Source organism: Parahaliea maris (genome assembly GCF_008064665.1).
Taxonomy (GTDB): domain Bacteria; phylum Pseudomonadota; class Gammaproteobacteria; order Pseudomonadales; family Halieaceae; genus Parahaliea; species Parahaliea maris.
Genome location: NZ_VRZA01000001.1, coordinates 73888 through 88279 on the forward strand (window position 1 = coordinate 73888; position 14392 = coordinate 88279).

Genomic DNA, 14392 nt, shown 5'->3' on the forward strand with positions numbered 1-14392 from the left:
CGGTTTGGTTTAGCTTGACTTGATCTTCTTGTCAGGGAAGTTTAGGACATTATGTTTTGACCTGCCCAGCGCGAGGGAGTGCCCCTCACTCCCACTCAATCGTCGCCGGCGGCTTGCTGCTCACGTCATAGGTCACCCTGGACACACCGGAGATCTCATTGATGATCCGGTTGGACACCTTCTCCAGCAACTCGTAGGGCAGGTGCGCCCAGCGCGGTCATAAAGTCCACAGTCTCCACTGCGCCGATAGCGCTGAGAAACTGCACGCTGCAGACTGGTACCACAAGGCCAGCCAGACCCTTGCTGCGTTCATGCCGGTCACGTCTGTTGCCGGAGTGGGCGACGACCATCACTACCAGTTCCTCGATGAAGATGGCGTGGCCCGGCGGCACCTGCCGCCAGGCTATTGGTTCGACAGGTAAGTCGGCGTATCCGAATCTGGCCTACTCAGTTATGCAATCAGCGTCGTCAGGCGCTGCATCGGCGGTCAGTTCATCGCAAAAGACCGGCAGGGTAATTCCAATCACCTGATGGTCAATATCATGGGCTGCGGTGGATGGCAGTGGCCGCCAGGCGGCCAGATCGATGGCAGTAAGTGCAAATTCCGAACTTTGGCCAGAGCCCGTTTGCTGCGGCAGCTGACCTCCAGACGGCGCGGTATGTCCCGATCCGCCGGGCAATTGACCTGAGCCGGGAATCGACTGCACCGAACCTTGCGGCGGGGTCATGACAACGGGCTGGGCCGGGTTTGATACCACTACCGGCTGAGTTGTCTGTAAGGGAGCTTGCGATGTCTGCGAAGGCGACACCAGGGTTACCTGCCCCGGGTTGCCTGTCACTCCCGCGACAACTTGCGGCGCCTGTTGTACTGGCGTCTGCGTAGTCTGCTGGGGCGGTACGGAGACCATCTGCGCAGGATTACCCGAAACCGTAGTCACCGTTTGTGGTGTGGATAGGACCGGGGTCTGAGTTGGCAGCTGTGGCGGTACCGGTGTCAGCTGCCCAGGGTTGCCGTGAACAGTGGTCACGCTCTGCGGTGTCGTTTGTGTGGGCGTCTGGGTTGTCATCTGAGGAGCGGGTGTTATTTGCCCAGGATTGCCTGGAACCATCGCTACTGTCTGTGGCGCGGACTGTGTAGGCGTCTGCATGACCGGATGGGACGGCACCGACGCTACCTGCGAAGGGTTACCGTGAACGGTGGTCACCATCTGCGGTGTGGTCTGTGTGGGTGTCTGAGTTGCCATCTGGGGTGCGACTGGCGTCATCTGCCCCGGTATACCCGGCACCGTGGTCACCATCTGCGGCGTCGTTTGTACCGGTGTCTGGGTTGCCAACTGTGGTGGTACTTGCGTCATCTGCCCCGGGTTGCCCGGCACCGTGGTCACCGTCTGCGGCGTCGTTGGTACCGGTGTCTGGGTTGCCAACTGCGGGGGAACAGGCGTCATCTGTCCCGGATTACCCGGCACCGTAGTCACCGTCTGCGGTGCAATCTGGGTGGCTGTCTGGGTCGCCATCTGCGGTGCGACGGGCGTTATCTGCCCCGGGTTGCCCGGCACCGTGGTCACCGTCTGCGGCGTCGTTTGTACCGGCGTCTGCGTTGCCATCTGTGGTGGGACAGGCGTCATCTGTCCCGGGTTGCCCAGAACCGTAGTCACCGTTTGCGGCGTCGTTTGTACCGGCGTCTGCATTACCATCTGCGGTGCAACTGGCGTTATCTGCCCCGGGTTGCCCGGTACCGTGGTCACTGTCTGCGGCGTCGTATGTACCGGCGTCTGCGTTGCCATCTGTGGTGGGACAGGCGTCATCTGCCCCGGGTTGCCCAGAACCGTAATCACCGTTTGCGGCGTCGTTTGTACCGGCGTCTGCATTGCCATCTGCGGTGCAACTGGCGTTATCTGCCCCGGGTAGCCCGGTACCGTGGTCACCGTTTGCGGCGTCGTTTGTACCGGCGTCTGCGCCGCCATCTGCGGTGCGACGGGCGTTATCTGACCTGGATTGCTCGGTACCGTGGTCACCGTCTGCGGCGTCGTTTGTACCGGTGTCTGGGTTGCTAACTGCGGCGGTACAGGCGTTAACTGTCCCGGGTTGCCCGAAACCGTGGTCACTGTCTGTGGCGTCGTTTGTACCGGCGTCTGGGTTGCCAACTGCGGCGGTACGGGGGTTAGCTGTCCGGGATCACCCTGAACGGTGGTCACTGTTTGCGGAGTGGCCTGCACAGGTGTCTGGGTCGCCAACTGCGGCGGCACCGGCGTTAGCTGTGCCGGACTACCAGGGTCAGTAACGACTGTCTGGGATGTGGTGGGTGTTGGTGTTTGCAACGAAGGTTGGTCCACCGGTGTAAGGGTCGGCGGATTGGCTTGCGTGGTCGCTACCAGTACCGGCTGCCGGGGGGCGATCACAACTGTGTACCCCGAAGCAACCAAAGCGAGCGAAAGTGAGCCATCTGCCTTGATTTGCCCCGAATTGGTCCACCACTTAATCTGCCCTGCAGTCATCGGTGAGCCGTCAGGATTAAAGTACTCTGGCTGATCCTGCTGGTCTTGCTGCCCAGTGCCAGCAACCCGGCTTGAAGGCGCTGGCGCTGCGCTGGGGATCGAGACGGTGGCGACTATTGCTTCAACCGCTTCGCTCTGGTCTTGCTGCACCGGCAATTCAAGTCGTTTGGGGCCTGAAAGTCGGGCGATGAGCTCGGCACTTCTATGCCTGCGGTATCTGTCCTTGCGGTGCAGGTCATCCAGCCCCGATAAGCGACGCGGTGCCCGGGGATGAAGCTCTTGCAGGGCACTTCCGCTTACATGATCAGCGTAGTGCTTCTGATTGACGGCGTTATCCTGGTGAAGCTCCCGCGAGCGCTTGCGCTTTTCGTTGTAGGCCTCACGCGAGTATGCATGGAGTTCACCCGTGCTGGGCTTGGCATCCCGACGTGGACGGTCAGATTGCCCGTGGGCGGCGTGTCCAGCGACCAGTAATGCCACAAGCATGCCGATGGTTGTCGCTTTTGTTGAGGATCGCTCCACAGTCTGTCGCCCCCGGCGCCTGTCGCTACTAGAAAGCATAGTGTACCTGAAGCCAATATCGCGTCTTTGAATCGCGATTGTCTGAATCCAGCCCGGTTCGCTGTCTGCGCAGCGAGTCTTCCAACTGGTGGGCAACCTCTGCATTAATTTCCAGATCGTCGGTCAGCCGCCACCTCGAACCTATGCCGACACTCGCCAGGGTGTAGTACTGGCTTTCAAACAATGCGATGTCCTGTTCAAACTCACGGATTCTCGCCACATCACCAATGACAAAAAGCTGCAACCGGTCCTCGGCACCCTCAGGGCCGACCTCAAAGACCAGTTCGTTGTCGAGACTCAGGCAGGCATCCCCCGTCCCCTCACCAACGGCATAGCCGCGATTACCAATGGCACCGCCGATATGGCATTGAAAATAGCCGTTGAGGTTTTGATCGGCAACCTGGCCGCCCACAACGTGCAAGGAATAAATCCGCGGGTTCCAGCGGCGCAGATGCGCGATGTCGATGCGGGCGCGAACGAAGCCCCCCTCGGTCTGGAAGATATCCAGACCCTCGTCGATCGTCACATCGCCGTAGGTCAGCACTGCTCGGGCACTGGTCCGGGCAAGCGCGCCGATGGATGAGCTCAACCAGTCGACGGAAGCCTCTGCAAAGTCTACCGATGCGCCAAACGAACCGAACCCGGAGTCGTCGTTCTGCGTCGTTCTGTTGATCGAGACTTCGCCGAAAAGCGCGTCATCTGCGGTCAGGTACAGGGGGTATCTGGCGTCGATTTCAATATGGCTGTAATCACCGTCAGCCGGAAGAAAGCCCTTTTCTTCCAGCGTTTCGTAGCGCCCGTAGTCACCACCGGCGCCGAGCATCAGGCCGTCATTGCCGACTGGCAGCGCCACATGTCCGTAAATATAGGAATTACCGCCCGCAGAAACAGAAGCCAGAACATCGGCCTGGAGGTGTGACTGCCAAGGGTTCAATGCCCGCAAATCCAGCGTCAATCGCTCCTGACCAGTCGCCCGAAAGCCATGGTTATCAAGACTGAGCCCCCCCGAGATGGCATCTTCTGGATACAGCTCTGCGCGCAGCCGGGCCGTTCCTACGGCATCGCCCGGATACAGCCAGGAACGGCTGCGGACACCGGGCATGGTATCCACAACCCTGAGCGCCCGCTCATAGGGCTCCCGCTGGATCAGGTCTGTTTCATTGACCCCGTCGAGCAGGATTTCCGTCATGCGCTCAACGTCGATCCTTCCCTCTGAAAAATCGACCACCTCAAGGCCATCTCGATCGAGCCGGCCTTCGAGGACCACAAGCCTCAGTACGCCGTCGGCCAGATCCTGTGGCGGCACCACGACCTGCGCGAGATTGTAGCCACGCTGGTGATAGACATCTGCGGCAGCTTCTGCGGCTTCGATGATCCCTGAGGTTGACGCTGTTTTTCCCGCGAGGTTGGCCGCTGCGGCCAGTTCCTCACCGGCGATGACCGAGTTACCGATAAACTCGACAGACTGAATGGCGAAGTAGCGATCGGGCACGACTGGCTGTGCTGGCGGTTGGGTCGGAGCGAAGTCATCCTGCTCCTCCAGCCTTTTCCTCAACGTTTCCCGGTCCTCGCGCTCTACCCCCTGTAGCTCCCCACTCCGCGGGGGGAGTTGACTCACCTGAGCAGTAGCCAGCCCTGGAGCACAGCAGATCATGAACAGCACCGCTGCGCTGAGTACTCGACACCAAGGATTCATTACTTTTTTACTCACATTGCCCCAAAACTAGCGAAGTCAGTATGTCGGCTGAATCACTCCCACTCGATCGTCGCCGGCGGCTTACTGCTCACGTCGTAGGTCACACGGGACACACCGGAGATCTCGTTGATGATCCGGTTGGAGACCTTCTCCAGTAGGTCGTAGGGCAGGTGCGCCCAGCGCGCGGTCATGAAGTCGACGGTCTCCACCGCGCGAATGGCGATGACGTACTCGTAGCGGCGGCCATCGCCAACCACACCCACCGACTTGACCGGCAGGAATACGGCAAAGGCCTGGCTGGTCTTGTGGTACCAGTCGGCGGCGTGCAGTTCCTCGATGAAGATGGCATCGGCACGGCGCAGCAGATCCGCGTATTCTTTTTTCACTTCGCCCAGAATACGCACACCGAGGCCCGGGCCCGGGAAGGGGTGGCGGTAAACCATGTCGTAGGGCAGGCCGAGTTCCAGGCCGATCTGGCGCACCTCGTCCTTGAACAGCTCCCGCAGGGGCTCCACCAGTTCCAGTGCCATGTCTTCCGGCAGGCCGCCGACATTGTGGTGTGACTTGATCACGTGAGCCTTGCCGGTCTTGGCGCCGGCGGACTCGATCACGTCCGGGTAGATGGTGCCCTGGGCCAGCCATTTCACGTCGGTGATGTTGGCGGCTTCCTCGTCGAACACTTCAATAAAGGTATTACCGATAATCTTGCGCTTGGCTTCCGGGTCGTTTTCGCCCGCCAGTTTGCCGAGGAACAGGGCTTCCTTGTCGGCGCGAATAACCTTCACGCCCATGTTGTCGGCGAACATCTTCATCACCTGGTCGCCTTCATTGAGGCGCAGCAGGCCGTTGTCCACGAACACGCAGGTGAGCTGGTCGCCGATGGCCTTGTGCAGCAGGGCCGCCACCACGGAGGAGTCGACACCGCCGGACAGGCCCAGCAGGACCTTGTCGCTTCCTACCTGCTCGCGCACCCGGGCGATGGCATCTTCGACGATATTGGCCGGGGTCCACAGGGCCTCGCAGCCACACTGCTCCAGGGCGAAGTGCTCGATGATGCGTTTGCCCTGCAGGGTGTGGGTCACTTCCGGGTGGAACTGGATGCCAAAGAAGGGCTTTTCCTTGTGCGCCATGCCGGCGATGGGGCAGGAATCGGTCTCGGCAATCAACTCGAAGTCCGGCGGCAATACCGTGACCTTGTCACCGTGGCTCATCCACACATCCAGCAGCGCGGTGCCGTCGTCGGCGATGTGGTCGCGGATGTCGTGCAGCAGGCCGCCGTTGCCCACCTGGCGAATCTGGGCGTAACCGAATTCGCTGGTATCGGAAGGGGTGACTTTGCCGCCGAACTGCTCGGCCATGGTCTGCATGCCGTAGCAGATACCCAGCACGGGAATGCCCAGTTCGAATACCAGTCCGGGTGCGCGGGGGGAGTCCACTTCCGCGACTGATTCAGGGCCGCCGGAGAGAATGATGCCGCTGGGGGCGAAGTCGCGGATGTCGTCGTCGCTCATGTCCCAGGCGCGGATTTCGCTGTACACCCCCACTTCCCGCACGCGGCGGGCAATCAGCTGGGTGTACTGTGAGCCGAAGTCGAGGATGAGTATCTTGCTGGCGTGGATATTGGTGGTCATCTGAAGTCCTGAGTAGGGCCGAATTCATTCGGCCGATTACCATGTGGTCGGCCGAATGAATTCGGCCCTACAGGGGCGGCGTTTGCGACCCCCGGCTCAGTGTGGCCGGGGCCGCTTCGCCGCTAGCGCACCGGGTAGTTTGGCGCTTCCTTGGTGATCGAGACGTCGTGCACATGACTTTCCGACATGCCGGCGTTGGTCACCCGCACAAACTCGGGCCGGGAGCGCATGTCGTCCATGGTGGTGCTGCCGGTGTAGCCCATGGCGGAGCGCACGCCCCCCATCAGCTGGTGGATGATGGCGGATACGGGCCCTTTGTAGGGTACGCGGCCTTCAATGCCTTCCGGCACCAGTTTCTCGGCGCCTTTACTGGCATCCTGGAAATAGCGGTCGGAAGAACCCTGGGTCTTGGACATGGCGCCCAGTGAGCCCATGCCGCGGTAGGCCTTGTAGGTCCGGCCCTGGTAGAGCTCGACCTCGCCCGGCGCCTCTTCGGTACCGGCGAACATGCTGCCCATCATCACCGCGTGGGCGCCAGCGACAATGGCCTTGGCGATGTCGCCGGAGAAGCGGATGCCGCCGTCGGCAATCACCGGGATATTGTGGCCCTGCAGGGCCTCGATCACGTTGGCGATGGCAGTGATCTGGGGCACCCCGGTACCGGTCACGATGCGGGTGGTACAGATGGAACCGGGGCCAATACCCACTTTCACGCCGTCGGCGCCGGCTTCTGCCAGGGCCAGGGCGGCGGCGCCGGTGGCAATATTACCGCCGATCACCTGGATGGAGGGGTACTCCGCCTTGATCTTGCGCACCCGCTCGATCACATTGCGGGAGTGGCCGTGGGCGGTGTCCACCACCAGCACGTCTACGCCGGCGCGCACCAGGGCGGCGACGCGGTCATCGGTGTCGGGGCTGGTGCCCACAGACGCGCCAACTCGCAGCTGGCCGTAGGAGTCCTTGCAGGCGTGGGGGAAACTCTCCGCCTTGTCGAAGTCCTTCACGGTGATCATGCCGCGCAGGTCGAACTGGTCGTTCACCACCAGGATTTTCTCGATCCGGTGCTGGTGCAGCAGGCGCTGGACTTCCTCGGCGCTGGCGCCCTCCCTGACCGTGACCAGCTTCTCCTTGGGCGTCATGATGGCAGACACCAGCTTGGTGGGGTCGGATTCGAAGCGCACATCGCGGCGGGTGACGATACCCACCAGGTCTTCGCCGTTCAGCACCGGCACCCCGGAAAAACCGTGGGCGGTGGTCAGCTCGTGCAGCTCGGCAATGGTGGCATCCTGCTGGATGGTGATCGGGTCCTTGACCACACCGCTCTCGAACTTCTTGACCCGGCGCACCTGGTCGGCCTGCTCGGCGATGGTCATGCTCTTGTGGATGATGCCGATGCCACCTTCCTGGGCCATGGCGATGGCCAGGCGGGCTTCGGTGACGGTATCCATGGCGGCGGACACCAGGGGAATGTTAAGCTCGATCTCCCGGGTCAGGCGGGTCTTCAGTGAGACATCGGTCGCCACGACCTCGGAGTAGCCCGGTACGAGCAGAACATCGTCGAAAGTCAGGGCTTCCTGGGCAATACGCAGCATAGGGGGGCTCCGCTGGCGGGTAAAAGTTAAACGAGCAATTATAAATCCTCACCCTACCCCAGGTAAACTAAAGTCAAGCGTCCAGACCGTGTCCAGCAGTACTAATTCACCCCCTTTTGGCGGCATCGACCGCCCCACACCCGAGACCCTCACGGTCAGCCAGCTCAACCGGCAGGTGCGCGGTTTACTTGAATCCAGTTTCGATTTTGTCTGGGTAGAGGGCGAAATCAGCAATTTTGCCGCCCCCTCCTCCGGGCACTGGTATTTCTCCCTCAAGGACACCACCGCCCAGGTGCGCTGCGCCATGTTCCGCAATCGCAACCAGCGGGTGCGTTTCCGGCCCAAAAACGGCGACCACATCCGCCTGCGCTGCCGGGTTTCGCTGTACGAGGGGCGCGGGGAATTCCAGCTGATTGGCGAGCACATGGAGCCGGCGGGGGCCGGCGCCCTGCAGGCCGCTTTCGAGGAGCTGAAGGCCCGCCTGCTGGCGGAGGGACTGTTCGCCCCGGAGCGCAAACAGCCGCTGCCGGAGCACATCCACCACCTGGGTGTCGTGACCTCCCCCACCGGCGCCGCCATTCACGATATTCTCACCGTACTCCAGCGCCGCTGGCCCGCCATGCAGGTCTACATTCTGCCGGTTGCCGTGCAGGGCGAGGCGGCGGCCGGCGAGATCGCCGCGGCAATAGCCCGCGCCAACCGCCTGAGCGCCAGCGGCGAGGTACCCCTGGACGCCCTGATCGTGGGCCGCGGGGGCGGTTCGCTGGAAGATCTGTGGGCCTTTAACGAGGAAGTCGTGGCTCGCGCCATTGTCGCCAGCGACCTGCCGGTGGTCAGTGCCGTGGGGCACGAAGTGGACTTCACCATCGCCGACATGGCGGCAGACATCCGCGCGGCCACCCCGTCGGCCGCGGCGGAGTTGGTCAGCCCCAACCGGGAAGAGTGGCTGGCCCGGCTGGCGCAACTGGAGGCCCGACTCAAACGCGCCATGGAGCGCCGCCTGGCCGAGGCCCGCAATCAACTGGAGCATTTGCGCCGGCGCCTGCGCCACCCCGGGCAGCAACTGCGGGAACAGGCCCAGCGCCTGGACGACCTGGAACAGCGCCTGGTACGGGCCCAGCACAACCAGTTACAACGCCGGCGCAGCGAGCTCGCCCTGCTGGAAAGCCGGTTGCTGGCACGCTCGCCCCTGCCCCGTGTCCGCCAGTTGCAGCAGGATGTCAGCAGCCTGGAACAGCGCCTCAACCGCGCCATGCAACGCAAACTGGAACAGGCCCGAACTCGCCTGGCGCAGCTGGCCCAGCTACTGGATTCAGTGAGCCCCCTGGCCACCCTCGACCGGGGTTACGCGGTCCTGACCACCACCGATGGCGAGGTGGTGCGAGACGCCAGAAAGGTCAAATCAGGCCAGAAACTGCAAGCCCGCCTGGCGCGGGGCCGGCTGGACCTGACGGTGGACGAGGTGTCAGACGCCGAGGAAGGCGACGAGGATCAGCAGACCGGTAAGTGAGGCTGTGCCGAGCAGGACCGTTTCCGCCGCATCGTACTTCTGTGCCATGGGGTGCCCTCCCGAACCGCCAGCCGTACTAAAAGCATAGCAACTGGCACGCACCCTGCCGGGATGATTCAGTGGAGGATTGCCAAGGGCCCGAACTTGACAGCCGGGCCCGGCGAAACGGTCAATACTTCGCCGGTAAGCGAGTATTAATTATGATGTGGCGGCCCTCGAAGCGGATGTACTCACCGATGGTGAGGTCCTTGAGGATACGGGCCACCATCTCCCGGGAGGCGCCAACCCGGTCGGCGATATCCTGCTGGGTGAGCTTCTCGGGGATATACAGGGTGCCGTCGCCGCGCTCCTCGGAGAGGTCCATGAGCACATTGGCAACCCGGCCGTAAACATCCTGCAGGGCGAGGCTCTTGACGTCGGCGGTCAGCTTGCGCACCCGCTGGGCGAGGTTGCGGATCAGCTGGCGCGAGATGTTGGGGTACTGGTCCAGCACCCGGTTGAAATCTTCCTTGTAGATGATGCAGAAGTTGGACTTTTCCACCGTGCGCACGGAGGCGGAGCGCACCGAGTCGTCGAGCAGGGCCAGTTCGCCGAAGTAGTCGCCGGCGCCCTGGGTGTTCATGATGAACTCCTTGCCGTTCTTGTCGCTGCAGTACACCTTGACCTTGCCGCTCTCGATAATGAACAGCGAGTCTGCCGGATCGTTCTCGTGGATGACCACGGTGTTTTTGGGGAACGACCGGCTGGTACTGCTGGATGCCAGTGCATCCAGTTCTTCCCGAGACAAACCCTGGAAGATTTCTACTTGTTGCAACATGCGTTCTGTACCTGCCCCGTGATCAGCCTTGTCCCTGTAGCTACGCCGACAATAGTAACCCAAACTCTACGGAATGCGCACCCGTAGGGCATAAAACACGACGCAACAACTCCTGTTACTACACTTGTAACGAATGAATCTGCCGTTTCCACACTCGCTTCGCCCTCGTTATACTCGGGCCCACACCCTGCAGCAGGCCGAAACACCTTCGTGAGCAGCACAACCCGACAGGCCACATCCCTCTGGAGCGACGCCCTGCTGCGTACGCTGATTGAATTGCGCTCGCTGTACGAGCGGGATAAATCCAGCCTCGACGACATGGCGCAGGAAGACTTCGGCAAGTTGCTGCAGGCGGCCGAGCGCCTCGATGACTGCCTGGACGGCGGCGACAGCCGCGAGAGCCGGCATGAACTGATGAACGTGCTCGCCGCCATTCGCGGCTACGCGGAAATGCTGCGGGAAGACCTGCAGCCGTCCCACGGCGAACTGGCAGACTCGCTGAGCCGCCTGTTGCTGGCGATACAGACTGCCGATGCCGGGGGCGAGAGCTCCGCTGAGGGTCGCAGCACCGCGGTCACCTCCGAGCCAGGGTTTATCCTCGCAGTGGACGACCGCCAGGAAAACCGGGAACTGGTGGCACGCTACCTGTCCCGCTCCGGCCACCTCGTGGTGACCGCCGCCAGCGGGGAAGAAGCCCTGCGGACGCTGGAACAGGCCGATGTCGACGTGGTCCTGCTGGACCTGGTGATGCCGGGCATGGACGGCCGCGAGGTACTGCGGCGGATCAAGGAGCACGAGGACTGGCGCGCCACGCCGGTGATCGTGATCTCCGGCCACCAGGACATGGAGGACATCATCGAATGCATTGAAGCCGGTGCCGACGACTACCTGTTCAAGCCCTTCAACCCGGTGTTGCTGCAGGCGCGGATCAAGGCGGGCATCGAGCGTAAGCGCTGGCACGACCGCGAAGAGCTCTACCGCCAGCAGCTCGAGCGCAACGAAAAATTTATCCGCGCGACCTTTGGCCGCTACCTGTCCGACGAGATCGTCACCGACATCCTCGAGCGCCCGGAGGGCCTGGAACTGGGAGGCGACCTGCGCGAAGTCACCATCATGATGTCGGACATCCGCGGCTTCACCACCCTCAGTGAAAAACTGGCGCCGGCGCAGGTCGTCACCATGCTCAATCGCTACCTCGGCACCATGACCGACATCATCATGGCCCACCAGGGTACGATCGACGAGTTTCTCGGCGACGCCATTCTCGCCGTGTTCGGCGCACCCCTGTCGCGAGACGACGATGCCGACCGCGCGGTGCGCTGCGCCCTGGCCATGCAGGCCGCTATGGACGACATCAACGCCCGCAACCTGGCAGAGGGCCTACCCGCGGTGAAAACCGGCATTGCCCTCAACACCGGTGCGGTGATTGCCGGCAACATCGGCTCGGAGCGGCGCAGCAAGTACGGATTCGTCGGCCACCCCATGAACGTCACCTCGCGGATCGAGGATCACTGCGCCGGCGGTGAGACACTGATCTCCCGCAGCACGCTGGACAAACTCGAGGGCCACTACGCCGTCGGTGCGCCACAGACCCTCAAGGTCAAGGGCATTGACGAGGAAGTCGAAGTCTACAGCCTGCAGGGGGCCTGCCAATGAGCGGCTTGCGCCCGGTCCTGCTGGTGGAGGACAACGAACTCAATCGCGACATGCTGATCCGGCGGCTCAAGCGCGCCGGTATCGAGGTCATCAGCGCCGGCGACGGCGCCGAGGCCCTGCGCCTGATGGCCGAGGCGCAACCTTCGGTGGTGTTGATGGACATGAACCTGCCGATCATGGACGGCTGGACGGCCGTGCGCACCGCCCGGGCCGACAGCGAGTTGCGCGATATCCCGATCATCGCCCTCACCGCCCACGCCATGGAGGCGGATCGCCAGAGCGCGCTCAAGGCCGGCTGTGACGACTACGCCACCAAACCCATCGACTTCCCCGGCTTGCTGGCCAAGATCGAGAAGCTGGCCCGCCCATGAGTCTACGCCGCCGGCTCACCCTCTCACTGTTCGCGATCCTGATCCTGTTCGCCGCCAACGTGGGCACCCATTTCTGGGGCAGCTACGCGCGGAACGAGAGCATGATCGCCTATCGCAACTCGGTCACCGCGGCCCAGCTGTCCACCGAGATCGAACAGCAACTGGACAACCAGCGCCAGCAGATCCTGGTGCTGGCGACCCTGCGGGAGACCACCCAGGCGCCCCTGGACAACCTGGAACTGGCACAGGCGGAGTCGGATATCGCCTCGGTTCGCAGCAAGATCAGCCAGTTGGGGGAACTGAGCCACGAGGTCACCCAGCCCCATTTCCAGAAACTGCAGGAGAGCAGCAATGCCCTGCTGGACGGCTGGCTGACGTACTACCGCAACTACAACGACCCCGGCTTCCGGGCGGACATGGACGACCCCATTCCCTTTCTGGAAGCCGTTCAGCGCCTGAAAGAGCTGGAGCAGCGCCAGGCCTTCATCGCGGTACAGCGTTCCAATATCATCGACCGCACCATCGCCCTGACCGATCGCATCACGGTGATCGGGTTTCTGGCCTCCATCTTTCTCACCGCCACCCTGGGCTTCTTCCTGGTCCGCTACACCAACCGCTCACTGAAGCGCCTGAAAACAGGCACCCAGCGTATTGGCAGCGGTGAGCTGAATTACCGCATCAGGAACATCGAGGACAAGGGCGAGCTGGGCGACCTGGCCCAGGCCTTCAACGACATGGCCGACAAACTGCGCAAGGCGATCTACGACGTGCGCCAGGCCAAGGAGTCCGCCGATGAGGCCAACGCTGCCAAGAGTATTTTCCTGGCCAACGTCAGCCACGAACTGCGCACTCCCCTGAACGCCATCATCGGTTACAGCGAAATGCTGCACGACGAGCTGGACGACGATACCGAAGTCGACCGCCCGCAATTCCAGCGCGATCTCGACAAGATCGTCCTTTCCGGGCGGCAACTGCTCTCGCTCATCAACGACATCCTCGACCTGTCAAAAATCGAGACCGGCAAGATGGAGCTGCACGCCGAGGAATTCAACCCCGCGGACGTACTGCAGCAGGTCTGCGACGCCATCCAGCCCCTGTTGCTGGAGCGCAACAATACCCTTTCGCTTACCGGCCTGCGCAAGCTGCCCGAACTGAACAACGACGCCACCAAGTTCCGGCAAGTCTTTCTCAACCTGCTGAGCAACGCCTGCAAGTTCACCGAAAACGGCGATATCAGCGTCAGCGCGGCGCCGCTCGACGGGCGTCCCGGCTGGTTCGAGTTCGGGGTGAGCGATACCGGCATCGGCATGGATGAGGAACAGCAGGCCCGGGTGTTCGAGGCCTTCGTGCAGGCCGAATCCTCCACCAGCGCCAACTACGGGGGCACTGGGCTGGGGCTGGCGATCTGCCGGGAGTACTGTGAATTGATGGGCGGACACATCGCGGTCCGCAGCCAGCCCGGGAAGGGGGCGACCTTTACTGTCGTGCTCCCCGCTGACCCAGAGTCAGTTCACGCAGCCGCTTGAGCGCTTCCTCGCGCTTCTCCAGGTCTTCCTTGAGGGTGGCGTTGTTGTTTTCCAGATCGGTGATATGGCGGTCCATCATGGCGAAGGACTCCAGGGCGTCGCGCATCAGCAGACTGGTGGGGTGGACCTTCATCTCAGGGGTCAACTGCTTGTTCAGCCGGCGCCAGCTTTTGCGCGAGGCTTCCGGGTCGAGGAAGGGGCTGCTGGAGACCATGCTGGCAAAGGCAATGCCGATGCCCGCTTCCCAGGCCGCCTCGGGTGAGTCTTCCAGACGCTGGTAGCGCTGGAAGTACTGCACCGCCTCGATATGGTCGCCCTTCGACAGGGCATCGAAGCCCCGCTCGAGGAAGGTGAGGTCCCTTGCCGGATCCTCTTCACCCTCTACGCACTGGCAACCCTCGGCCTTGCCCGGCAGGTTGAGCGTGAGGGGTGGAACCTCCTGCTGGGCTGCTGCGGGGGCCGGCTCGCTCGCGTTCGCCACCTGGGGCTCCTCCGGGGCCGGCGCACAGCCCTGTAACAGGGCGGTGATCACTACAG

Annotated in this window: 10 protein-coding genes and 1 pseudogene; 4 read left to right on the forward strand and 7 right to left on the reverse strand. The window is 62.5% G+C overall.

Annotated elements, in window-relative coordinates:
* Positions 1–85: 85 nt before the first annotated feature.
* From FV139_RS21340 to guaB, 5 genes and pseudogenes are all read right to left on the reverse strand, one after another.
* Positions 86–245 (reverse strand): annotated as a pseudogene (locus tag FV139_RS21340) (GMP synthase (glutamine-hydrolyzing)); the annotation flags it as partial.
* Positions 246–443: 198 nt separating this feature from the next.
* Positions 444–3017 carry a hypothetical protein gene (locus FV139_RS00320; protein ID WP_148066261.1) on the reverse strand — a complete coding sequence of 858 codons (2574 nt, stop codon included), beginning with the start codon at positions 3015–3017 and terminating at the stop codon, positions 444–446.
* Between the two features lie 28 nt (positions 3018–3045).
* On the reverse strand, positions 3046–4548 hold the full coding sequence (locus FV139_RS00325; protein WP_187276328.1) for a POTRA domain-containing protein: 1503 nt from the start codon (positions 4546–4548) through the stop codon (positions 3046–3048).
* A gap of 257 nt (positions 4549–4805) precedes the next feature.
* A complete protein-coding gene (gene guaA / locus FV139_RS00330) occupies positions 4806–6383 on the reverse strand; it encodes a glutamine-hydrolyzing GMP synthase (protein WP_148066263.1) in 1578 nt (525 codons plus the stop codon).
* Positions 6384–6505: 122 nt separating this feature from the next.
* Complete coding sequence (guaB, locus tag FV139_RS00335; protein WP_148066264.1) at positions 6506–7975, reverse strand: IMP dehydrogenase; 1470 nt, start codon at positions 7973–7975, stop codon at positions 6506–6508.
* An 88-nt stretch (positions 7976–8063) separates the two neighbouring features.
* Here guaB and xseA point away from each other — a divergent pair, with 88 nt between their 5' ends.
* Positions 8064–9485: an exodeoxyribonuclease VII large subunit gene (gene xseA / locus FV139_RS00340; protein WP_235898456.1), complete on the forward strand. Its 1422-nt coding sequence runs from the start codon at positions 8064–8066 to the stop codon at positions 9483–9485.
* 169 nt (positions 9486–9654) lie between these two features.
* Here the strand turns inward: xseA and FV139_RS00345 are convergent, their stop codons facing one another.
* Positions 9655–10302 carry a Crp/Fnr family transcriptional regulator gene (locus FV139_RS00345; protein WP_148066265.1) on the reverse strand — a complete coding sequence of 216 codons (648 nt, stop codon included), beginning with the start codon at positions 10300–10302 and terminating at the stop codon, positions 9655–9657.
* 210 nt (positions 10303–10512) lie between these two features.
* On the opposite strand from FV139_RS00345, the gene FV139_RS00350 reads away from it, so the two are divergent.
* Genes FV139_RS00350 through FV139_RS00360 form a run of 3 tightly spaced genes read left to right on the forward strand, consistent with a single transcriptional unit; the run spans position 10513 to position 13855 of the window.
* Positions 10513–11958 carry an adenylate/guanylate cyclase domain-containing protein gene (locus tag FV139_RS00350; protein WP_148066266.1) on the forward strand — a complete coding sequence of 482 codons (1446 nt, stop codon included), beginning with the start codon at positions 10513–10515 and terminating at the stop codon, positions 11956–11958.
* The gene (locus FV139_RS00355) at positions 11955–12329 is read left to right on the forward strand and encodes a response regulator (protein ID WP_148066267.1); all 375 of its coding nucleotides are present in this window, start codon (positions 11955–11957) and stop codon (positions 12327–12329) included. The genes FV139_RS00350 and FV139_RS00355 overlap by 4 nt, the downstream gene beginning before the upstream one ends.
* The gene (locus FV139_RS00360) at positions 12326–13855 is read left to right on the forward strand and encodes a sensor histidine kinase (protein ID WP_148066268.1); all 1530 of its coding nucleotides are present in this window, start codon (positions 12326–12328) and stop codon (positions 13853–13855) included. The genes FV139_RS00355 and FV139_RS00360 overlap by 4 nt, the downstream gene beginning before the upstream one ends.
* On the opposite strand, the gene FV139_RS00365 is transcribed toward FV139_RS00360, so the two are convergent.
* Positions 13806–14336, reverse strand: a complete 531-nt coding sequence (locus FV139_RS00365) for a hypothetical protein (RefSeq protein WP_235898457.1) — start codon at positions 14334–14336, stop codon at positions 13806–13808. The genes FV139_RS00360 and FV139_RS00365 overlap by 50 nt on opposite strands.
* Positions 14337–14392 lie beyond the last annotated feature (56 nt).